A 20,273-nucleotide genomic window follows, 5' to 3' on the forward strand; every position below is an offset into this window, starting at 1 on the left:
GGAAGGGCGCCAAGCCTGGGATACTCACATCGCCGTAAAACCATTATCGACAAACAGATGCGTGCCATTGACGAAGCTGGACTCATCGCTGGCGAGGTACAGCGCTGCCTTGGCCACTTCCTCCGGCTCACCGATGCGGCCCTGCTGTGCGGCCAATGCGGCGTCCGACACGTCGACGCCGAGCTTGCCGAGATCGGCGACCTCGCGCAGGCCGTGCGGCGTGCGGATGAAGCCGGGACAGACGGCGTTGCAGCGTATGTTGCGGTCGCGGAATTCGACTGCGATGGCGCGCGCGAACATGTGGCAGGCGCCCTTGGTGGTGTCGTAGAGCACCTCCATGGGTGTGGCCGCCACAGCCGAGATCGACGAGGTGCAGACGATCGAACCGCCACCGGCAGCGATCATGCCCGGCAACACGGCGCGCGTCATCAGGAACATCGAGCGGACATTGACCGCATGCAGCCAGTCCCATTCCTGCACTGTCGTCTCCAGGAACGGCTTTATCACGATGGTGCCGGCATGGTTGAACAACACCGTGGCCGGGCCGAGCCTGGCAGTCGCCGCCTTCACTGCGGCCTCGACCTGCGCCTCGTCCGAGACGTCGGCCACCCAGTGTTCGGCGATATGTCCCCGCGCGCGTATCGCCGCCGCAGTGGCTGCCGCCGCCTCGCCATTGCGGTCAATGATCGCGACCTTGGCGCCTTCGGCGGCGAACAATTCCGAGGCCGCTCCGCCCATTCCGGTCGCGCCGCCCGAGATGATTGCAATCTTGCCGGCTAGTCTTGTACCCATGTTCTGTTCCCCGTTCCCGATCGAAATAATCCGCATTTACGCCGGAATGGCGATGCTATCGCCTATGCAGACGTCGGCCAAGCTTGTCGCTCGCTTGTCGCCAACAGGGGTCCCCCAGCAATCCCAAACCAAATAATAAGGAATACTGAGAAAATCGTTCTACATATCGCCAAAAAATAGCAATCGACAAAGTCTACTGATTTTATAGATTAATCCTTAAGACGGAGGTCGATATGTCCTATATCCAGAACGCCGAGACGGACCGCACCAGCCAGAGGCTGGCCAATAGCCAGGCTTTCCGCCCGGCCTATGCCGGCGCTTTCGCCTATCTCGTCTTTGCCCTTGCGTTCGTGTTCACCGGGGCAGTCGTGCTCGGCTTGATTCCCTGACCGATCAGGCCGAAAGGGTGGCGACCTAGCGCTTTCAGTGAGTGACCGGAGTTGATGAACCGAACGCGGACGCGCTTTGGCGCTGATGCTTGTTTTTACGCATGTCGTCGTCTCAAAACCGGGGGCGACATACATCCAACGTGATGGAGGAGATGGCAATGCCGATCGAGTTCACGCATGTTCCCGGTAAAACGCACGCCGCCGATGCCGGTTCGGCCGTACCGTTCTTCTATGATTTCGTCGAGACGGCGACCAAGCTGTCGCTGATCGAGGATTCCGGCTTCCAGAACATCGTCGTCGACGACCCGGCCGGGCTGTTGACCAATATGGACATCGCCGCCCAGGCGCTGGACCGCACCTCGTCGCTGGAAGTGGTGCTGACGCACTGGGCCGGCGTGATCGCGCCAGCCGTTGCGGCGCGGCAACTGGCGGCGCTCGACGCCAGGAGCGGCGGCCGGCTGGCGCTGAGGATGCTGAGCGAGCCGCTGGATGACGACGATGCCGAGACGCGTCCGGTCGGCCACACCGTGGTCTGGCAGCGCATCGACGAATATCTGGTGCTGCTGAAGCGGCTGTGGTCGAACGACCGGCCCTTCGACCATGAAGGTGCATTCTACAGCATCAAGGGTGGCTATGTGCCGCGCAAGGGGCCGCATGGCGTCGACGTGATCATCCGCATGGGTGGCCAGTCCGGCACCGCGCTCAAGGTCGCCGGCCGCCATGCCGACGTGTTTGAACTCACGGCTGGTTCGCTCGACGAGATCCGCCAGCTGATGGAACGGGCGCGCAGCGCCGCCGCCGAGCATGGCCGCGCCGGCAAGCTGCGTTTTGCGCTTCCGGTCCGGGTCCGCTCGGAGGGTGGCGCCTCTACCGTCGGCCACAAGGCGGTCGAACTTTCCGGACCACCGGCGCAGATCGCCCTGTCGCTGCTGCCCTATGCGGCGCTGGGCATCAGCGAGTTCATGATCGTCGGTGTCGACCGGCCGCGCGAGATCGCCAGCGTCGGCCGCGAGACGATCGCGCTCTTGCGCAACTCGCTGGCACGCCGGGAGGCGGAGGTGCCGCAGCCCGGCGCGTTTGCCTCGCGGGGCGGGTCGGATATTCACGCAGGGTGAATTTGCGGGTGGAATGAAAGCTATTCGTAGCGTTCCGTCACACCCCCCTCTGCCCGGCAGGGCAGAGGGGTGCTGTCCCGCCAGCGTCTAATCACCACTCAGCACTGCCAGCGCCTCCAGCACCGCGCCAGATTCCGTCAGCGCACCAAACACCCCGTCCTCCACCGTCACCATATGCAGCGCCGCGTCATGCGCGTATTGGTCGCCGCTGGCGCAGGCGTCGGCGATGGTCAGGCACTGGAAATTGAGGTCGCAGGCCTCGCGCAGCGTCGTGTGCACGCAGACATCGGTCGTGCAGCCGGAAAAGATCAGATGGGTGATGCCGCGTGCGCGCAGCACAAGCTCCAGATCCGTATAGGTGAAGGCGCTGTTGCAGGTCTTGTCGACGATGATGTCGTGCGGCGCGACGTCGATCTCGGCGACGATCTGAAAGCCGGGGCCGGAGCGCAGCAGCACGTCGGTGCCTTCGAGACCCGCCCGCTTGCGGCGCCATCTCTCGTACGGCGTCATGTCGGCCATGTCGCCGCGATATCCCTGCCTGGTGTGAATGATGGTGAGGCCGGCCGTGCGTGCCGCTGATATCAGTCGGTTGACCGTAGGCAGGATGGCGCGCAGCGGCGCGGGTCATAACCCTTCCTGGCGAAATAGCCGGTCGGCGAGAGGAAATCCTCCTGCAGGTCGATGACCAGCAGCGCGGTGTTTGCCGGCACCAGCCGGCCGTCATAGGGGAAATCGAACGGTATCGCCTTGATCATCGCAGCCTGCCTCAATTGCTGCTCGGCATCGTGGCCCAGCAACCCTGGGCCGTCCATCCCTCGGTGCGACGACACCAGGTAGACCGATGCCAGGACGATGTGCCGTTGAGACATCGCGCCCACAATCGTCGGCCAAAAAGCCATCTTGTTTGTTGACTACAAAGCTCATGTTTTATAGTCAAGCAGGGGCACTCGGCCGCCTGAATTGTTTTCCAGCGGCGGTGCCGCGTTTGAGAGAAGCCAGAATCCGTGGCTGGAGTTTTCGGGGTCGAGATGGGGGTGTTCCCGCATCCCGTCACCGGCCAGCCGATCGGTTACGTGCAATGACGAAGCGAGGACGAAGCGTGTCCAGAAATGGTTTGTTGGCGGCGCTGGCCGCGGTCATGCTGTCGGCCGGCAGCGCTGCTGCGCAAGAGCAGCCAAACACGCAGCCCAGGGTGACGACTGTGCCCGCTGCAGATCCCCAGTCGGCGCCAACCGTAGTCGAACAGCCCGCACCGGCTGCGCCTGTCCCGCCGGCTCCGCCAACTGCCGGGCAGGCGGCGCCGACCGCGCCACAGCCGGCAACCCAGCCCGGTGCATCCGCGCAGGCCGAGGCTTCGGCAATATCGCTGACGCTGCCGCACGATCTGTCGCCCTGGGGCATGTTCATGGCCGCCGACATCATCGTCAAGGCGGTGATGATCGGGTTGGCCTTCGCCTCGCTCGTCACCTGGACGGTGTGGCTGGCCAAATCGCTGGAGATTCTCTTCGGCAAGCTCAGCGCCCGTCGCGCTGCGCGCGCCATCGGCAATGCCGCCACGCTGCGCCAGGCCGGGCGCGCGCTTGGCAACAGTGGCGGCCCCGGTGCGCTTTTGGTGCGGGCGGCCGAGGAAGAGACTGCCCTTTCGGCCGGTGCGCTCGGCCATGTCACCGGCGACGGGCTGAAGGAACGCGTGACGTCGCGCCTGTCGCGCATCGAAGCGGCGGCGGCGCGGCGCATGTCGCGCGGCACCGGCGTGCTGGCGACGATCGGCTCGACGGCGCCCTTCGTGGGCTTGTTCGGCACCGTCTGGGGCATCATGAACGCCTTCATCGGCATCTCGCAGGCGCAGACCACCAACCTCGCGGTCGTCGCGCCCGGCATCGCCGAGGCGCTGCTCGCCACGGCGATGGGCCTGGTCGCGGCCATTCCCGCGGTGGTCATCTACAACGTCTTTGCGCGGTCGATAGCCGGCTACCGGCAGCTCCTTGCCGATGCCTCGACCGGGGTCGAACGGCTGGTCAGCCGCGATCTCGATTTCCGCACGGTGCCGCAGGCGCCCGCGCTGGCGGCGGAGTGATGGGCCATGGCGGCTAGAATTCGCGAGGCTATCGATGGCGATCTCGAAGAAAACCACGAGATCAATGTCACCCCGTTCATCGACGTCATCCTGGTGCTGCTGATCATCTTCATGGTCGCTGCCCCCTTGGCGACAGTCGACGTCAATGTCGATCTGCCGGGTTCGACGGCGACGCCAGCACCCCGGCCGGAAACGCCGCTGTTCCTGACGCTGAAGGACGATCTGACGCTCGCGATCGGCAATGACAGCGTGCCGCGCCAGGCTTTCGCCGCGGTGCTCGACGGCAGAACCAAGGGCGACAAGCAGACCCGCATCTTCCTGCGTGCCGACAAGGCGGTCGGTTATGGCGAGCTGATGGAGGTGATGAACCTGCTGCGCGGCGCCGGTTATCTGAAGATCGCGCTGGTGGGGCTGGAGACGGTGCCGGCGGACGCATCCGCGGCGCACCCGGGCGCCGCCCCGTGACGCAACTGGCCGCCGCCGCCCCCGCGGCCGACCCGCCGCGCGCCGGCGTGCGCGAAATTGGCTTGTGGGCGGCTGCGGCCATTGTCATTGTCGGCGCGCATGTCGCGATCGTCTATGCCGTCCAGAGCTTCAGCCTGGCCAACATGGCCGATGGCGGCCCGCCGCCGGCTGTGGCTATCGAGCTGTCGCCGATGATGGTGGCGCCGGCGGTGCGGGTGGACTCAGCGGCCGACGTGGTGACGCCCGAGCCGCCGAACCAGATTGAGGAGGCGGTTGCCGAACTGAAGCCCGTCGTAGAGCCCGAGCCCGGTAAGCCGGAGCCGGTCACCGAGAAGAGGGAAGCGGCTCAACTCGATAAGACCGCTCCGATCGAGACGGCAGCGGCCGAGCAGCCCGATCAATCGCCGCCGCTGGATGAGGTGGTGCCCGACATCGTCCCGACCATAGCGCCGGATGTGGTCATCCCGCTGCCCCAGACCAAGCCGGCGGAGACCAAGCCGGTGGAGGCCAAGCCGATCGAGAAGGCGAAGAAGGCTGCCGAAAAACCCAATCCGAAACCGAAAGAGAAGAAGGAAAAGGCCGCGCCGGCGAAAGCGGTCGTGACCGCCAGTGTCGATCAAAAGGCAGCGGCGAAGGCGTCGGCGCCGAAGGCTTCGCAATCGAGAGGATCATCAGTCAGTGCAAGCAAATGGAACTCCCAGCTGATCGGATGGATCAATCGGCACAAGCGCTACCCGAGCGCGGCAAGGTCGCGGCGCGCCGTGGGTACCGCAAATGTGACCTTCGTCGTCAGCGCTTCGGGCAAGGTGACCTCCGTCCGGCTGACACGATCTTCGGGGGACGCCGATCTCGATCGCGCCGCGCTCGGCATTCTGCAGGGTGCGACGGTGCCCGCGCCACCGCCTGAGAAGGCCGGGACGGCTGTCGTGGCGCCTTTGATGTTCACGCTGCGGAACTAGAATCAGTCGGACAAGGCCGATCCCATGACCACGTACTTTCCCGCTTGACTGACCCGCCGGACCGAATACGCTAGCGCAAAATACCGGCCTTGGTCGCCGGGCGGCAAATATGCCTCGCATGCCTCGCCCTCCGGCGCTGGCTGCGGGGCATTGTCATTTCTGAGGATCGGTTTGAAACGGCGTATCGAGATCGGCATCCTGTATTCCCGCTCGGGCAGCTACCAGCTGGTCTCCGATGCGTGCCGGATGGGCGCCATGCGCGCCATCGCCGACATCAATGCCGATCGGAGCTATGGCATCGAACTGGTTCCGGTAGAGCGCGATCCGCAAAGTAATGCCGATCGCTACGCGACTTTGTGCGAGGACATTTTCAGGACCAGCAGCGCGCGCCATGTCGTCGGTTGCGTCACCTCGTGGAGCCGCAAGGAAACCATCCCGGTGCTGGAGAAGGCCGCCGGCATGCTCTGGTATGCCTGCCCCTATGAAGGGTTCGAGGCCAACGAGCATGTCGTCTACATGCACGCCTGCCCCAACCAGCATCTGGTTCCGCTGATGGCGCATGTCGTGCCGCGTTTCGGCGCCAACGGCTTCCTGCTCGGCTCGAACTACATTTGGGGCTGGGAGATGAACCGCGTGGCGCGCGACCTGATCGCGGATGCCGGCGGCAAAGTGCTGGGCGAGCGCTATCTGCGCATCGGCGAGACCGACGTGTCGCGGCTGATCGCGGAAATCCGGGCGACGAGGCCGAGCTTCATCCTCAACAATCTGATCGGCACCTCATCCTACGCCTTCCTGGCGGCTTACCGCGAGCTGGGCGATGAGGATGCGGCATTCAGGCCGGAAAACTGCCCCGTCATCTCCTGCAACCTCACCGAAGGCGAGTTGCCGGCGATCGGCGATACAGGGAAAGGGCATCTGTCGGTCGGGCCCTATTTCGCGCCCCGGCCGGCTGCCTTCGCTTCGTCCTTCGAGGCCTCCGCCTATGCCTCGGTGCAGGTGATGGCCGACGTGCTGTCGCGCGACACTGATGCCGGCCCGGCGGAATTTTCCAAAGCCTTCGCCGAGCGGCGCTTCTCCACCCGGCTCGGGCCGATCGCCATCGACGCCCACTCCCAGCACGCGACGCTGCCGGTGATCATCGGCCGGATCGCCGATGGCTTCTTCGAGGTCGTCAGCCAGGAGGATGAGGTCGCGCCGGATCCATATCTGTCGCGCTACGACCCCGCCAAGACGTTCGGCCGTCCGCGTCTGAGAGTGGTGTCATGACCCGGACGCGCATCCCCAATCTCGGCGGCGCGCGGGCTTTCATCCTGCATCGCCCGCATCCGACGGTGCAGGCCATCACCAGGCAATTGTCGGCCATCGGCCTGGCTACGATCGACTGCTGGCCGGAATTGCCGCCGGAAGCTCTCGCCGCCGATTTCGTCTTCTTCGATGCCGATCTCGGTTTCGACGAGCAATTCCCGTGGAAGCCGGGCGAGGCGCCGATGCCGCTGGTGGCGCTGATCGGTTCCGAGGCGCCGGGGCGTATCGAATGGGCGCTGTCGCACAAGGCCGATGCGCAGCTGCTGAAGCCGGTCGGCAATGCCGGCGTCTACAGCGCTCTGTTGATCGCGAGACAGAGTTTCGAGGCCCGAAAACATTTAGCCGGCGAGATAGCGTCGCTGCGCCAGCGCGTCGCCGAGCGCCAGACCATCGTGCGCGCGGTGACGGCCTTGTCGAAAGGCAGCGACGACGAGCGCGCCTATGCGCAGCTGCGTTCGCTGGCGATGAGCTGGCAGATCAGCGTCGAGGATGCCGCGCGTCGGATCGTGGCAATGACAAGCGAGGAAGCGACGGGGGAAGAAGGCGGCGATGACCAGTCCCATCGCGCCTGATCTACCGGTGCGCATGCCGGCAAAACCGCGCGCCGGTGTCTGGCGCCGGCTGGTGAAACGCCGCCTCGCGCTGCTCGGCCTGGTCATCGTCGCCATTGTCCTTGCCGGCGCTGTGCTGGCGCCCCGGCTGACCGGCTATGACCCCAACGAGCAGATGTTCGACGGCCTGACCATCGAGGGCTCGCCGCTGCCGCCCAGCGCCCAGTACTGGCTCGGCACCGACCTGCTCGGACGTGACCTCTTGACCCGCATCCTCTACGGCGCCCGCACCTCGCTCATCATCGGCATCGTCGCCAATGGCGTGGCGCTTTTGATCGGCACTTTGGTGGGCGTCACCGCAGGCTATTTCCGCGGCTGGATCGGCAGCGCGCTGATGCGCTTCACCGATCTGATGATGGCGTTCCCGGCGCTGCTGCTCGCCATCTGCCTGGCGGCAGTGTTTCAGCCGAGTCTCTGGATCGTCGCCATGGTCATCGCGCTGGTCAACTGGGTGCAGACGGCGCGTGTCATCTACACCGAGACATCGTCGCTGGCCGAACGCGAGTTCATCGATGCCGAGCGCAGCATCGGCGCCGGCGCGCCGCGCATCCTGTTTCGCCACATCCTGCCGCATCTCCTGCCCACCATCATCGTCTGGGGCACGCTCGGCATTTCCACCACGGTGCTGCTGGAGGCGACGCTTTCCTTTCTCGGCATCGGCGTGCAGCCGCCGACGGCGTCGTGGGGCAACATCATTTTCGAGAACCAGACCTATTTCCAGGCCGCGCCCTGGCTGGTGTTCTTCCCCGGCGCCGCAATCCTGGCGTTGGCGCTGGCCTTCAACCTGATCGGCGACGTATTGCGCGACATCCTCGATCCGACGCAAAGGGGCCGGGAATAATGGGGGGCCGGTCATGATCGCCTATCTCGGCCGCCGGCTGATCCAGTCGCTGCTCATCCTGCTTGGCGTCTCGCTGATCACTTTTGCGCTGCTCTACCTCTTGCCGGCCGACCCGGTGCGGCAGATTGCCGGCCGCAGTGCTACGCCGCAGACGGTGGAAAACATCCGCCAGCAACTCGGCCTCGACCAGCCTTTCGTGGTCCAGTATTGGCACTACCTGACGAAGCTCGTCAGCGGCGATCTTGGCCGCTCCTACATACAGCGCTCGGAGGTTACCGAGCTCATCGTCTCGCGGCTGCCGGCCAGCCTGCTTTTGATGGTAGGCGCCATCCTGTGCGAACTGCTGATCGGGCTCTCCATGGGCCTGATCGCCGCCGTCAAGCGCGGCACCGCCACCGACCAGACCCTGATGGTGGCCTCCTTCGTTGGCGTCTCGGCGCCGCAATTCGTCGTCGGCCTGTTGCTGCTCTACGTCTTTGCCGTGCGGCTGAGCTGGTTTCCGATCGGCGGCTACGGCACATGGCGCCATCTGGTGCTGCCGTCGCTGACCATGGGCATACTCGGCGCCGGCTGGTATGCGCGCATGATGCGCTCCTCGATGATCGACGTGCTGCGCCAGGACTATGTCCGCACCGCGCGGGCCAAGGGCCTGGCGCGCAGCGCCATCATCTTTCGCCATGCATTGCCCAACGCCATCCTGCCGGTCATCGCCATGATCGGTATCGACATCGGCATCTTCATGGGCGGCATCGTCGTCGTCGAAAGCGTGTTCGGCTGGCCCGGCATCGGTCAACTGGCGTGGCAGGCCATCCAGCGCGTCGACATTCCGATCATCATGGGCGTCACGCTGGTCTCGGCCTTCGCCATCGTGCTCGGCAATCTGCTCGCCGACATCATCGCGCCGTTCATCGATCCCCGCATCAAGCTCAGATGAAAATGAAACAGAGAAAGGGAACACAACAATGAAAAAGTTTCTCGCATCCACAGTCGCGGCATCCGCCTTGGCCCTCATGCTCGGCATGACAAGCGTCCGCGCCGAAGACACGGTCGATCCCAACGCCAAGCAAGGCGGCGCCATCACCATCACCTACAAGGACGATGTTGCGACCCTCGATCCGGCGATCGGCTATGACTGGCAGAACTGGTCGATGATCAAGAGCCTGTTCGATGGGCTGATGGATTACGAGCCGGGCACCACCAATTTGAAGCCCGATCTGGCAGAAAGCTACGAGATTTCGCCCGACGGCCAGACCTTCACCTTCAAGCTGCGCCATGGGGTGAAATTCCACAATGGCCGCGAGATGACGGCCGACGACGTGAAATATTCGCTCGACCGAGTCACCAATCCGAAGACGCAGAGCCCCGGCGCCGGCTTCTTCGGCTCGATCAAGGGCTATGACGATGTCGCCGCCGGCAAGGCCGAAGGCCTGTCCGGTGTCACCGTCATCGACCCCTACACGGTCAAGTTCGAACTGACCCGGCCCGACGCCACCTTCCTGCATGTCATGGCCATCAATTTCGCCCATGTCGTGCCGAAGGAAGAGGTCGAGAAATATGGCGCCGATTTCGGCAAGCATCCGGTCGGCACCGGCGCCTTCAAGCTCGCCGAGTGGACGCTGGGACAGCGCATCGTCTTCGAGCGCAATGCGGACTATTGGCACAAGGGCCTGCCGCATCTCGACAAGATCACCTTCGAGATCGGCCAGGAGCCGATCGTGGCGCTGCTGCGCTTGCAGAAGGGCGAGATCGATGTTCCCGGCGACGGCATTCCGCCGGCCAAGTTCCAGGAGGTGATGGCCGATCCCGAGCAGAAGGCGCGTGTCGTCGAAGGCGGTCAGCTGCACACCGGCTACGTCACCATGAACACCACCATGGCGCCGTTCGACAATGTTAAGGTGCGTCAGGCCGTCAACATGGCGCTCAACAAGGCGCGCATCATCCAGATCATCAACGGCCGCGCCGTGCCGGCCAACCAGCCGCTGCCGCCGTCGATGCCGGGCTACGACAAGGACTACAAGGGTTATCCCTATGACGTAGCCAAAGCCAAGGCGCTGCTGGCCGAGGCCGGTCATGCCGATGGTTTCGACACGCAGCTGTTCGCCATGAACACCGATCCCAACCCGCGCATTGCCCAAGCGATCCAGCAGGACCTGGCGGCGATCGGCATCAAGGCCAGCATCCAGTCGCTGGCGCAGGCCAATGTCATCGCCGCCGGCGGTGACAAGGCCGGCGCGCCGATGATCTGGTCGGGCGGCATGGCCTGGATCGCCGACTTCCCCGATCCGTCGAATTTCTACGGCCCGATCCTCGGCTGCGCCGGCGCGGTGCCCGGCGGCTGGAACTGGTCGTGGTATTGCAACAAGGATCTCGACGCCAAGGCGGCCGAGGCGGATTCGGTGGTCGACCCGGCAAAGGCCGGCGAACGCGACAAGATGTGGAGCGCCATCTACGACAAGGTGATGGAAGACGCGCCCTGGGCGCCGGTCTTCAACGAACAGCGCTTCACCATGAAATCCGCGCGCATGGGCGGCGCCGACAACCTCTATGTCGACCCGGTCCATATCCCGATCAACTACGACAATGTGTACGTAAAAGATGTGCAATAACTGCGACTACACCATCCATGGGCGCCACCACCATTTCGGCTGGGACAATTCCTTTGTCCCGGCCGAGCGGGTGGCGCCCGGCGCGACCATCGAGTTCCAGTGCCTCGATGCCGCCGGCGGCCAGCTGAACGCCGACAGCACGGTTGCCGAAATCGCCAAGCTCGACTTCGCCGGGGTCAACCCGGTGACCGGGCCGATCTTCGTCGAGGGCGCCGAGCCGGGTGACGCGCTCAAGGTGACGATCGAGATGTTCAAACCGTCCGGCTTCGGCTGGACGGCGAACATTCCGGGTTTCGGCCTGCTCGCCGACGACTTCACGGAACCGGCGCTGAACATCTGGAAATACGATGCAGCCGCGCTCGAACCGGCGCTGTTCGGGAAAAACGCGCGCGTACCACTGAAGCCGTTCGCCGGCACCATCGGCAATGCGCCGGCTGAGATGGGGCTTCACTCGGTGGTGCCGCCACGGCGGGTCGGCGGCAATCTCGACATCCGCGATCTCGCTGCCGGCACGACGCTCTATCTGCCGGTTGAGGTGGCCGGCGCGCTGTTCTCGGTCGGCGATACGCACGCCGCACAAGGCGATGGCGAGGTCTGCGGCACGGCGATCGAGAGCCCGATGGACGTCGTGCTCAAGCTCGACCTTGTCAAGGACGCCAGGCTGAAGACGCCGCGCTTCACCACCGCCGGTCCGGTGACGCGCCATCTCGACGCCAAGGGCTATGAGGTGACGACGGGTATCGGGCCGGACCTGATGACCGGCGCCAAGGAGGCGGTGGCGCAGATGGTCGATCTGCTTGCTGGGCGGTATCAGATCGATCCGGTCGAGGCCTATATGCTGGCCTCGGTGTGCGGGGACCTGCGCATCAGCGAGATCGTCGACATGCCGAACTGGGTGGTGTCGTTCTATTTTCCGCGTTGCGTGTTTGAATGACGGTACGTCGGCGCCGCACCCCCACCCCGCTGCTTCGCAGCGACCCTCCCCACAAGGGGGAGGGTAAAGCGCTGCCACCCTACCTCCCCCTTGTGGGGAGGTCGGACCGGAGGTCCGGGTGGGGGTCAGCGCCAAGGTTTGTGCGAATGGTGCGACGGAACCAATCCGTCGCAGGGCTCCACCCACCATGACCCTCGCCGACAACCCCATCCTCTCCATCGCCAACCTCTCCGTCAGCGTGCGCGGCGAGGACGGCGTGCGCGATGTCGTCTCCAACCTGTCGCTGACGCTGGCGCGCGGCGAGACGCTCTGCATTGCCGGCGAATCCGGCTCCGGCAAGTCGATGACCGCGCTGGCGATCATGCAGCTTTTGCCGCAGCCGGCGGCGCGCATATCGTCAGGCATGATCCGTCTTCGGGATGGGAATCGGGGCGACACCGACCTAGCAACCCTCGACGAACGCCAGATGCGGCGCATTCGCGGCGACCGCATCGCCATGATCTTCCAGGAGCCGATGACCTCGCTCAACCCGGTTCTGTCGATCGGCCGGCAACTCACCGAATCAATCGAGGCGCATACCAGCCTGTCGTCGGCGCAAGCCCGCCGGCGCGCCATCGAGGCGTTGAAGGCGGTGCGCATTTCGGAGGCGGAAAGCCGGTTAAAGCAGTTTCCGCACGAACTCTCCGGCGGCATGCGCCAGCGGGTGATGATCGCCATGGCGCTGGCGCTCGAGCCCGACGTGCTGATCGCCGACGAACCGACGACGGCGCTCGACGTCACCGTGCAAGGCGAAGTGCTGGAGCTGTTGCGCGACCTGCAGCGCCAGCATGGCACCAGCGTCATCCTGATCACCCACGATATGGGCGTGGTTGCCGAAATGGCCGACCGGGTCATCGTCATGCGCGACGGCCGCATGGTCGAAGAAGGCACGACATCGGATATTTTTGTCCAGCCGCAGGCCGACTATACGCGCGAACTGCTGGCTGCCGTGCCGCGCATCGGCAGTGGCGTCGGTCGACAGAAATCCAGGGATGCGATTGACGTCTTGAAACCGGCCAATGTCGCCGAGATCAACGACCTGCATGTCCGCTTCGATCTGCGTGGCGGCATCTTTGGCCAGGTCACCCGCCGCGTCCACGCCGTCGAGGGCGTCAGCTTCTCGATCGCGCCCAACGAAACGCTTGCTCTGGTCGGCGAATCCGGCTGCGGCAAGTCGACGACCGCCAAGGCGCTGGCCGGACTGGCGCCGTATAGCGGCGACATCGTCATTGGCGGGCGCAATCTCTCCGGTCTTGGCCGCGACGAGCGCAAGGCGGTGCGCCGTGACGTCCAGATGATTTTCCAGGATCCCTTCGCTTCGCTCGATCCGCGCATGCGCGTCGGCGAGCTCGTCGCCGAGCCGCTGGTGATCCATGGCATCGCCTCGAAGGACGAGCGCCGGGAACGGGTCGCGGCGCTGTTCGAGCGCGTCGGCCTGTCGGCCGACCAGATGGAGCTTTACCCGCACGAATTCTCCGGTGGCCAGCGCCAGCGCGTCTGCATCGCCCGAGCGCTGGCGCTACGACCAAAACTGATCATCGCCGACGAAAGCGTCTCGGCGCTCGACGTCTCGGTGCAGGCGCGCGTGCTCGATCTCCTGAAGGAATTGCAGCGCGAATTCGGCGTCGCCTATCTCTTCATCTCGCACGACATGGCGGTGGTCGAGAACATTTCCGACCGCGTTGCCGTCATGTATCTCGGCCAGATCGTCGAGATGGGCACGCGCGACCAGGTGTTTTCCAACCCGCTCCATCCCTATACGAGGCGGCTGATCGAAGCGGTGCCGGTGCCCGATCCGGCGCAGCGCAGAACGCGCTTCGCGCGCCTCGACCAGGAAATCCCGAGCGCCACCCGCAGGATCGGGGAGGCGCCGCTGAAGCTGGCGCTGAACGATGTCGGCGGCGGCCATCTGGTTGCTGCGGAAAGCTGAGCCCGCACTGGCTGGCAGCTGTTCTTTTACTTTGTTGAGTACAACCAAGAACTGCCGTCTCGGGTTTACCGCGTCTTAGGTGGACGGCGGCCACTATACGGTCGGCGTTCTTGCCACGGGGAAAAATAGTGCTCAAGGCGGTTCTGCAGCTGCTGCCGGGTCGGTTCATGGATGTGCGCATGCGCGTATCCGCCGACTACGAGACGCGCGTCGTGGAGCGGCCCGGGCGCTGGATGAAGGCTGCCGAACTGGAGCAGCTGAGCAGCGATCTGCGGCTGGTAGCGTCCAAGACACTGAAGTTCGGCAGCCTGACCTATGGCGTGTTTTCCGGCGACCGCAGCCGGCTGGAACATTCCATCATCACCATTGTCTACCGGCGCAGCGACCGGCAGCCGATCGCCTTCAACTCGCTGGCGCTGATGGAGATATCGCTCGCCGGCAAGCCCTATGAAGTCTTGCACCTCGGTTTGGTCATGATCGATCCCGACGAGCGCAGCCGCGGGCTGAGCTGGATCCTCTACGGCCTGACCTGCTTCCTGATGTTTTTGCGCAATCAACTGCGGCCGATCTGGATTTCCAATGTCACCCAGGTACCCGCTGTCGTCGGCATGGTCGCGGAGGCGTTCAGCAATGTGTTCCCAGGACCGCATGCCGGCGCGCGCCGCTCGCTTACCCATGTGCTTCTGGCGCGGCAGATCATGGCGCGCCATCGCCATGTCTTCGGTGTCGGCCCCGAAGCTGGTTTCGACGAAGAGCGCTTCGTCATCACCAACGCCTATACGGGCGGCTCGGACGATCTGAAGAAGACCTTCGACGAGGCGGCCAAGCACCGCGTCGAGACCTTTAACGAGTTCTGCCGCAAGGAACTCGACTACACGCGCGGCGATGATGTGCTGCAGATCGGACAGATGAGCTTTCAGTCGGCGCGCACCTATCTCGCCGACGCGGTTCCGCGCGGCTCGCTTGCCGCCCTTGCGGTAGCAGGTGCGGCGGCCACGCTGCAGCGGCTGGTTTTGCCGGTGGTACACTGGGCGGATAGCAGCCGCCAATGGAATGTGCTGAGACCATGGACACGCTGATGGCTTCATCCGTGATGATGCCTGGGTGTGAGCTGATGGGCGCTGACCGATGAACCTCGACGACACGCTCGTGGCCGACACCATCACCTCGCTGGCGGCGCTGTTCGGGCTGCTGATCGTGATATCGGTCGTCGGCGGGCGCGACACGGGCGATCCGCTGTCGCGGCGTTTTCTGTTCGGTTTGCGGGTGCTGACGGTTCTGCTCGCCTGCCGCATCCTCGACTGGACTACCGGCCTCGCACTCTTCCGCTTCGTCACCATCGCGGCGGCGGGCCTGCTGCCGCTGGCCGCACTGCTGCTGACCGAGGGGCTGTTGCGCCGGCATGCGCCGTTTGCGCTAAAGTTCTTTGCCGCCGGCGGCGCCCTGCTGTTTCTACTGCTGGCGCCGATCCCGGAACGCTTTGCCGAGCCATGGCGGATGGCGGCACTACTTGCCTTCCAGTTCGGAGGTTTTCTCGCCATCGGCTGGCTGGTGATGACGCGCGATCGCGACAGCCTGTCGGCGGCCGAAAACCGCACGGTCGAGCGCATGGCGCTGTCGCTGCTGTTGATCATTCCGTTCATGGTCACCGACTACCGGCCCGGCCTGTTCGAAGTGCCGGTTCGGCTTGGCGGCATCGCCATCCTGTTCCTGTGTTGGCTGACGATCGGCCTTGGACGCGCGAGCCTCGGCCATCGCGACACGATCGGCGCCTTTACCGTGATTACGCTGAGCTCGGTTTTCGCCGGGCTGGCGCTGGGCGGCATCGACGATCTCGGCTGGCGCGGCAGTGTGCAGGGCGTGGTGATCGTGCTGTCGGCGACGCTGCTGGCAGTCATCTACAATGACAGCGTCAGCCTCACCGCGGAGAAGCGCCGCGACTCGTTGCTGAAGCATATGGCCGAGGGTGATCTCACCGATTCGGCGCGCTTCCTGCGCGGCCTGCAGAGCCATATCCTTGTCGACGGCGCGCTGATCCTGCCGGCAGCCGACCTCGGTGATTTCGACCTCAAGGTGCTGGCCCGGGCACTGGAGCAGGAGCCCGTGCGCTCGCTCGCCGATGTCCAGCCGGATTCACCCGTGGACGAGAACATACGCGAGCAGTTGGCATGGCTGTTCGAGAAATATGAGGCGACCCATGTGCTGCTGGCGACGCTCGATCCGCTGACCGTGGTGGCGCTCAACATGCCGACGCTTGCCTCATCGCCAGGCCTCGAAATGGAGCTGCGCGCCGTCCAGCGCATGACGATGCTGATTTCGCAGCGGCAGGCGAAGGGTTGATCATACTGAACGGGCCGGCTCTTGCGTCGGCCCGTTGCCGTAGCCGGGTCAGGCGGCCTTGGTCTTCGAGGCTTCTTCGTCGCGCACCATTTTTGTCACGGCGGCGAAGTCGAGCTTGCCGGAGCCAAGGACCGGTACCTTTGAGACCACCCGCACTTCGGCCGGGACCATCAGGTCCATGGCGCCGTTGGCCTTGGCGTAGGCGAGGAATTCCGCTCGTGTGGCGCCGGATGCCTCGGTGATGAGGATCAGCTTTTCGCCCTTGCGGGCGTCGGGCACCGTAGCGACCGCCGACAGCGAGCCCTTCCACAATTCGCCGGCCAGCGCTTCGACAGCAGCCAGCGAGATCATCTCGCCGCCGATCTTGGCGAAGCGCTTGGCGCGGCCGCGAATGGTGATGAAGCCACCCTCGTCGATAGCGACGACGTCGCCCGTGTCATGCCAGCCGTCCTCGAGCGGTTCGAGCACGCCGGGCTTCTCGGCCCGGAGATAACCGGCCATGACATTGGGACCGCGCACGAACAGCCGGCCGCCTTCGTCGACGCCGGGGACCGGATCGAGGCGGTATTCCATGCCGGGCATGATCTTGCCGACGGTTCCTGAGCGATTGTACATCGGCGTGTTGATGGAGATCACCGGCGCCGTCTCGGTGACGCCGTAGCCCTCGAGGATGCGTAGGCCGAACTTCTCCATATAGGTCATGCGCGTCGCTGTCTTGACCGGCTCCGCGCCGGCAAAACAATAGCGTATCGAGCGGAAGTCGTAGGGGTGCGCGGTGCGGGCATAGCCGGAGAGGAAGGTGTCGGTGCCGAAGATGATCGTCGCGTTCGAGCCGTAGATCAGTTCCGGCACGAGGCGGTAGTGCAGCGGCGAGGGGTAGAAATAGACCGGCACGCCGGAGATCAACGGCAGCACCGTGCCCGCGGTCATGCCGAAGGAGTGGAAGATCGGCAGCACGTTGAACACCTTGTCGCCCGAATGGAAGTCGATACGCGACGCCGCCTGGGCGGCGTTGGCCAGGATGTTGCGGTGGGTCAGAACGACGCCCTTCGGCGTGCCTTCCGAACCCGAGGTGAACAAGATCACCGCCGCATCGCCGGGCTTGCGTTTCGCGCGCGGCGTCGACTTGCGCAGCAAGCCGAGCAGCTTATCCTTGAGACTGATGGTCTTTCTGAGATCGTCGAGCCACACGATGTCGACCGAGCGACCGAGTTCCTCGACTACAGCGCCGAGCTTTGCCTGTTCGACGAACGCGCGGGAGGTAAGCACGGTGCGGACTTCGGCGGCCTTGCAGGCGGACAGAATATTGGCAGCACCTGCGGTGAAGTTCATCATCGCCGGAACCTTGCCGGCGGACATGACGCCGAGCAGTGTCGCGCAAGAGCCGTTGGCGTTGGGCAGCATGATGCCCAGCGTCTGCTGGTCGGCATAAAGGTTCTGGAACTTCTCACCAAGCACGGCGGCAGCCGTGAGCAGCTTGCTGTAGCTGAGAGAACCGGTGACCGGATCCTGAACTGCGAGCTGTTTCATGCCGCGTTCGTTCGCCGTCTCGATGATCTTTTCCAGTACGGTCTTGTCTATGTCCTGGGTGCGGAAAACGAGATCCGACATCACCTGGTAGAGCGCGGAACCCGCCGCGGCGCGGCGCTTGCGGCCCTTCAGCTCCTGCGGCACCTCGAGCTTGACCGGTTCCAGAATAGTCACCTTGACCTTCGGGAACAGGCGGCGGCGCACATGCTGCGAGCTCAGCCGCGAGAAGTAGGTCTTCTCCAGCCCGTCGATGCGCACCGGCACAACCATCGAGCCGGTCTTGTCGGCAACCATGGCGGCGCCGTCATAGACCTTCATCAGGCCGCCGGTCACGGTGATGCGTCCCTCCGGGAAGATCACCAGCGGGTCGCCGCCCTGCACGATCTTGATCAGCGTGCGGGTCGACATCGGCTTGGCCGGGTTGAGCGGCAAAGCGCGGGCAAGTTTCATGAACGGCTTCATCCACCAAGCCTGGGCAATGGTGTAGTCGATGGCGAAGACCGGTTCCTCATCGGTCAGCGTCAAGGCGAGCGGACCGTCGAGGAAGCTGACATGGTTGAGCGCCAGGATCGGCGCCTTGCCGGCCGCCTTGAGGTTTTGCATGCCCTCGACTTCGAGGCGCAGGAAAGCGCGGAACAGGATGGAGACGAAGTCACGGAAGGGGTTCGTCGGCAAATATTTCAGCATCAGCCAGGCGGCAATCGCATTGGCCGCGACGAGGCCGAACAGGATGCCGCCGGTCGAGACCTTCGTCTGGATCAGGGCCATGATGATGCCGCCGCCAGTCATGAAGCCGGCATTGACGATACTGACGGCGGCGACGACCCGGGCGCGCCGCGCTTCGGGCGACCAGGCCTGCACGGCGGCGAAGGTCGGCACCACCAGGAAAGCGGCTGCAATGGCCATGCCGGCGAGGTCGATGGCGACGCGGATCGTGTTTGGGCCGGCGAAGAATGCGCCAAGGGTTTCCGCCTGGGGCGACGGCGTCATGCCGGAGATGGTCCAGGCGAGATGCAGGCCGAACAGGGCGAGCAGCGCCGTGCCGACCGGTGCCGGCAACAGCACGATGCGGCCCTGCGACATCCAGGCGGCGATGGCCGAACCGATGGCGATCGAGACGGCGAACACGGCGAGGTAGACGGTGACGGCCATTTCGTTGCCGCCGAGCGAATCCTTGATCAGGACCGGCAGGAGCGAGAGCACGATGGCGCCGATCAGCCAGAACCAAGACGTCATCAGGCCGGCGCGCCAGATGCGCGTGTCGGTGCGCAATTCGGTGACCTGGCGCCAGGTCGAGCGGAAGATGTTCTTGTCGATGACAAGGTCGGGCGCCGCCGAACCGGTGGACGGGATATAGCGGCTGACGAGCCAGCAACCGACGGCGAGCGCCATCATGATCGGTCCGAACACCGCGACGCCGATACCATCGGCGGAAACGACGCCGCCGGCTATGGTGCCGCCGAGAATCGCGGCAAACGTGGCTGACTCGATCCAGGCGTTGGCCTTGGGCAGTTCCTTGCGTTCGAGGTGATCGGGCAGGATTCCGTATTTGATCGGTCCGAACAGCGCCGAGATGATGCCGAACATCAACAGCGCCGTCATCAGCACGGGAATGGACGACAGGGCGATGCCGACGACGGAGACACCCGCCGCGGCGATCTCGGCGAATTTCAGACGCTTGGCTATGAGAGCCTTGTCGAAGCGGTCGGCGAGCTCGCCGCCGAGCGCCGACAAGAGCAGGAAGGGAGCCATGAAGACGGCGCCCGCCAAGGTGACCAGTGATGCCGCCTGGTCCGCCGCCAGCGTGAACAGAATAAGGAACACCAGCGTGTTCTTGAGGAAATTATCGTTGAAGGCGGACAGGAACTGCGTCCAGAACAAGGGCGCAAAGCGCCTGGACGTCATCAGATGAGCTGTCGGTCGGTTGATCGGGGCGATTTCCATAGCGGCGACTTCCATTGGGCATGACCGATTAAAATCCTGGCTGGATTGATCAGCGGTCTTGCGCGTTGAGCCTTGTTTAGCGGGAACCCGGTTACACTTCGTTACTGCGGCTGACATCCATCAGCAACTTCTCGGTCTTGGCGTCTTCCAGCCGGTTGATGAAGCGGCTTGCCTCTTCCGAGTCGCGCAGCGTCTTGGTGATGGTGATCGAGGTGTGCACGAGCATGATGGCGGCCATCGCATAAAACCCCTTGGCGGCGAAGCTCGCCTCCATGAAGTAGATGCCGCCGGCCATCATTGTGGTGGCAACGGCGAAACTGGCCATGGTGAAGGTCTTCCAGGCGCTTGAGTCCTTGAGGGAATAGGTGTTCGGGGTCATCGATATGGTCCTTTCGT

General features: G+C 64.4%; 17 protein-coding genes and 1 pseudogene. 14 read left to right on the plus strand and 4 right to left on the minus strand.

The annotated features are described in order from the left end of the window. Positions 1-24: 24 nt before the first annotated feature. A complete protein-coding gene (locus NKJ88_RS18800; protein WP_023686096.1) occupies positions 25-792 on the minus strand; it encodes an SDR family NAD(P)-dependent oxidoreductase in 768 nt (255 codons plus the stop codon). Between the two features lie 233 nt (positions 793-1,025). On the opposite strand from NKJ88_RS18800, the gene NKJ88_RS18805 reads away from it, so the two are divergent. Further along, a complete protein-coding gene (locus NKJ88_RS18805; RefSeq protein ID WP_023670454.1) occupies positions 1,026-1,181 on the plus strand; it encodes a hypothetical protein in 156 nt (51 codons plus the stop codon). A 158-nt stretch (positions 1,182-1,339) separates the two neighbouring features. Continuing rightward, entirely contained in the window at positions 1,340-2,296 is a 957-nt protein-coding gene (locus NKJ88_RS18810; RefSeq protein WP_023726079.1) for an LLM class flavin-dependent oxidoreductase, read from the plus strand. 87 nt (positions 2,297-2,383) lie between these two features. Here NKJ88_RS18810 and NKJ88_RS18815 read toward each other — a convergent pair. Continuing rightward, positions 2,384-3,051, minus strand: a pseudogene (locus NKJ88_RS18815) (cysteine hydrolase family protein). A 344-nt stretch (positions 3,052-3,395) separates the two neighbouring features. Between NKJ88_RS18815 and exbB the strand changes: the two are divergent. The 12 genes from exbB to NKJ88_RS18875 all read left to right on the plus strand — a co-directional run bounded on the left by exbB (position 3,396) and on the right by NKJ88_RS18875 (position 16,403). After that, positions 3,396-4,373, plus strand: a complete 978-nt coding sequence (gene exbB, locus NKJ88_RS18820; RefSeq protein ID WP_352445020.1) for a tonB-system energizer ExbB — start codon at positions 3,396-3,398, stop codon at positions 4,371-4,373. A 6-nt stretch (positions 4,374-4,379) separates the two neighbouring features. Next, the gene (gene exbD / locus NKJ88_RS18825) at positions 4,380-4,838 is read left to right on the plus strand and encodes a TonB system transport protein ExbD (RefSeq protein ID WP_023726082.1); all 459 of its coding nucleotides are present in this window, start codon (positions 4,380-4,382) and stop codon (positions 4,836-4,838) included. Further along, positions 4,835-5,797 (plus strand): energy transducer TonB, encoded by a 963-nt coding sequence (locus NKJ88_RS18830; protein ID WP_352445022.1) that lies wholly within the window; start codon positions 4,835-4,837, stop codon positions 5,795-5,797. The genes exbD and NKJ88_RS18830 overlap by 4 nt, the downstream gene beginning before the upstream one ends. Before the next feature lie 171 nt (positions 5,798-5,968). Further along, on the plus strand, positions 5,969-7,063 hold the full coding sequence (locus NKJ88_RS18835; protein WP_023704989.1) for a transporter substrate-binding protein: 1,095 nt from the start codon (positions 5,969-5,971) through the stop codon (positions 7,061-7,063). Then, positions 7,060-7,674, plus strand: coding sequence for an ANTAR domain-containing response regulator (locus NKJ88_RS18840; RefSeq protein WP_023668589.1), 615 nt, complete (start codon positions 7,060-7,062; stop codon positions 7,672-7,674). The genes NKJ88_RS18835 and NKJ88_RS18840 overlap by 4 nt, the downstream gene beginning before the upstream one ends. Then, complete coding sequence (locus NKJ88_RS18845; RefSeq protein WP_023726084.1) at positions 7,652-8,554, plus strand: ABC transporter permease; 903 nt, start codon at positions 7,652-7,654, stop codon at positions 8,552-8,554. The genes NKJ88_RS18840 and NKJ88_RS18845 overlap by 23 nt, the downstream gene beginning before the upstream one ends. A gap of 13 nt (positions 8,555-8,567) precedes the next feature. Beyond that, complete coding sequence (locus tag NKJ88_RS18850; RefSeq protein ID WP_023815305.1) at positions 8,568-9,488, plus strand: ABC transporter permease; 921 nt, start codon at positions 8,568-8,570, stop codon at positions 9,486-9,488. Between the two features lie 76 nt (positions 9,489-9,564). Further along, complete coding sequence (locus tag NKJ88_RS18855; protein ID WP_460221874.1) at positions 9,565-11,160, plus strand: ABC transporter substrate-binding protein; 1,596 nt, start codon at positions 9,565-9,567, stop codon at positions 11,158-11,160. After that, a complete protein-coding gene (locus NKJ88_RS18860) occupies positions 11,150-12,094 on the plus strand; it encodes an acetamidase/formamidase family protein (protein WP_023693232.1) in 945 nt (314 codons plus the stop codon). Before NKJ88_RS18855 ends, NKJ88_RS18860 begins: the two co-directional genes overlap by 11 nt. A 187-nt stretch (positions 12,095-12,281) precedes the next feature. Further along, the gene (locus NKJ88_RS18865) at positions 12,282-14,063 is read left to right on the plus strand and encodes an ABC transporter ATP-binding protein (protein WP_352445025.1); all 1,782 of its coding nucleotides are present in this window, start codon (positions 12,282-12,284) and stop codon (positions 14,061-14,063) included. A 128-nt stretch (positions 14,064-14,191) separates the two neighbouring features. Further along, complete coding sequence (locus NKJ88_RS18870; protein ID WP_027050529.1) at positions 14,192-15,142, plus strand: hypothetical protein; 951 nt, start codon at positions 14,192-14,194, stop codon at positions 15,140-15,142. Positions 15,143-15,191: 49 nt separating this feature from the next. Next, positions 15,192-16,403: a hypothetical protein gene (locus NKJ88_RS18875; RefSeq protein WP_352445026.1), complete on the plus strand. Its 1,212-nt coding sequence runs from the start codon at positions 15,192-15,194 to the stop codon at positions 16,401-16,403. A 48-nt stretch (positions 16,404-16,451) separates the two neighbouring features. Here NKJ88_RS18875 and NKJ88_RS18880 read toward each other — a convergent pair whose 3' ends face one another. Both NKJ88_RS18880 and NKJ88_RS18885 read right to left on the minus strand, forming a co-directional pair. Next, on the minus strand, positions 16,452-19,877 hold the full coding sequence (locus NKJ88_RS18880) for an acyl-[ACP]--phospholipid O-acyltransferase (RefSeq protein ID WP_023818271.1): 3,426 nt from the start codon (positions 19,875-19,877) through the stop codon (positions 16,452-16,454). A 91-nt stretch (positions 19,878-19,968) separates the two neighbouring features. Then, on the minus strand, positions 19,969-20,256 hold the full coding sequence (locus tag NKJ88_RS18885) for a YiaA/YiaB family inner membrane protein (RefSeq protein WP_023824324.1): 288 nt from the start codon (positions 20,254-20,256) through the stop codon (positions 19,969-19,971). Between the last annotated feature and the right edge of the window lie 17 nt (positions 20,257-20,273).

Source organism: Mesorhizobium sp. M0016, from assembly GCF_040324035.1.
GTDB lineage: Bacteria > Pseudomonadota > Alphaproteobacteria > Rhizobiales > Rhizobiaceae > Mesorhizobium.

What these genes read in the sequence shown, in the direction of transcription:
- NKJ88_RS18885 (WP_023824324.1), bottom strand. Translation starts at nt 20,256, where the DNA reads ATGACCCCGAACACCTATTCCCTCAAGGACTCAAGCGCCTGGAAGACC.
- NKJ88_RS18840 (WP_023668589.1), top strand. Translation starts at nt 7,060, where the DNA reads ATGACCCGGACGCGCATCCCCAATCTCGGCGGCGCGCGGGCTTTCATC.
- NKJ88_RS18865 (WP_352445025.1), top strand. Translation starts at nt 12,282, where the DNA reads ATGACCCTCGCCGACAACCCCATCCTCTCCATCGCCAACCTCTCCGTC.
- NKJ88_RS18855 (WP_460221874.1), top strand. Translation starts at nt 9,565, where the DNA reads ATGCTCGGCATGACAAGCGTCCGCGCCGAAGACACGGTCGATCCCAAC.
- NKJ88_RS18860 (WP_023693232.1), top strand. Translation starts at nt 11,150, where the DNA reads ATGTGCAATAACTGCGACTACACCATCCATGGGCGCCACCACCATTTC.
- NKJ88_RS18810 (WP_023726079.1), top strand. Translation starts at nt 1,340, where the DNA reads ATGCCGATCGAGTTCACGCATGTTCCCGGTAAAACGCACGCCGCCGAT.
- NKJ88_RS18845 (WP_023726084.1), top strand. Translation starts at nt 7,652, where the DNA reads ATGACCAGTCCCATCGCGCCTGATCTACCGGTGCGCATGCCGGCAAAA.
- NKJ88_RS18800 (WP_023686096.1), bottom strand. Translation starts at nt 792, where the DNA reads ATGGGTACAAGACTAGCCGGCAAGATTGCAATCATCTCGGGCGGCGCG.
- NKJ88_RS18805 (WP_023670454.1), top strand. Translation starts at nt 1,026, where the DNA reads ATGTCCTATATCCAGAACGCCGAGACGGACCGCACCAGCCAGAGGCTG.
- NKJ88_RS18850 (WP_023815305.1), top strand. Translation starts at nt 8,568, where the DNA reads ATGATCGCCTATCTCGGCCGCCGGCTGATCCAGTCGCTGCTCATCCTG.
- NKJ88_RS18875 (WP_352445026.1), top strand. Translation starts at nt 15,192, where the DNA reads ATGAACCTCGACGACACGCTCGTGGCCGACACCATCACCTCGCTGGCG.
- exbD (WP_023726082.1), top strand. Translation starts at nt 4,380, where the DNA reads ATGGCGGCTAGAATTCGCGAGGCTATCGATGGCGATCTCGAAGAAAAC.
- NKJ88_RS18880 (WP_023818271.1), bottom strand. Translation starts at nt 19,877, where the DNA reads ATGGAAATCGCCCCGATCAACCGACCGACAGCTCATCTGATGACGTCC.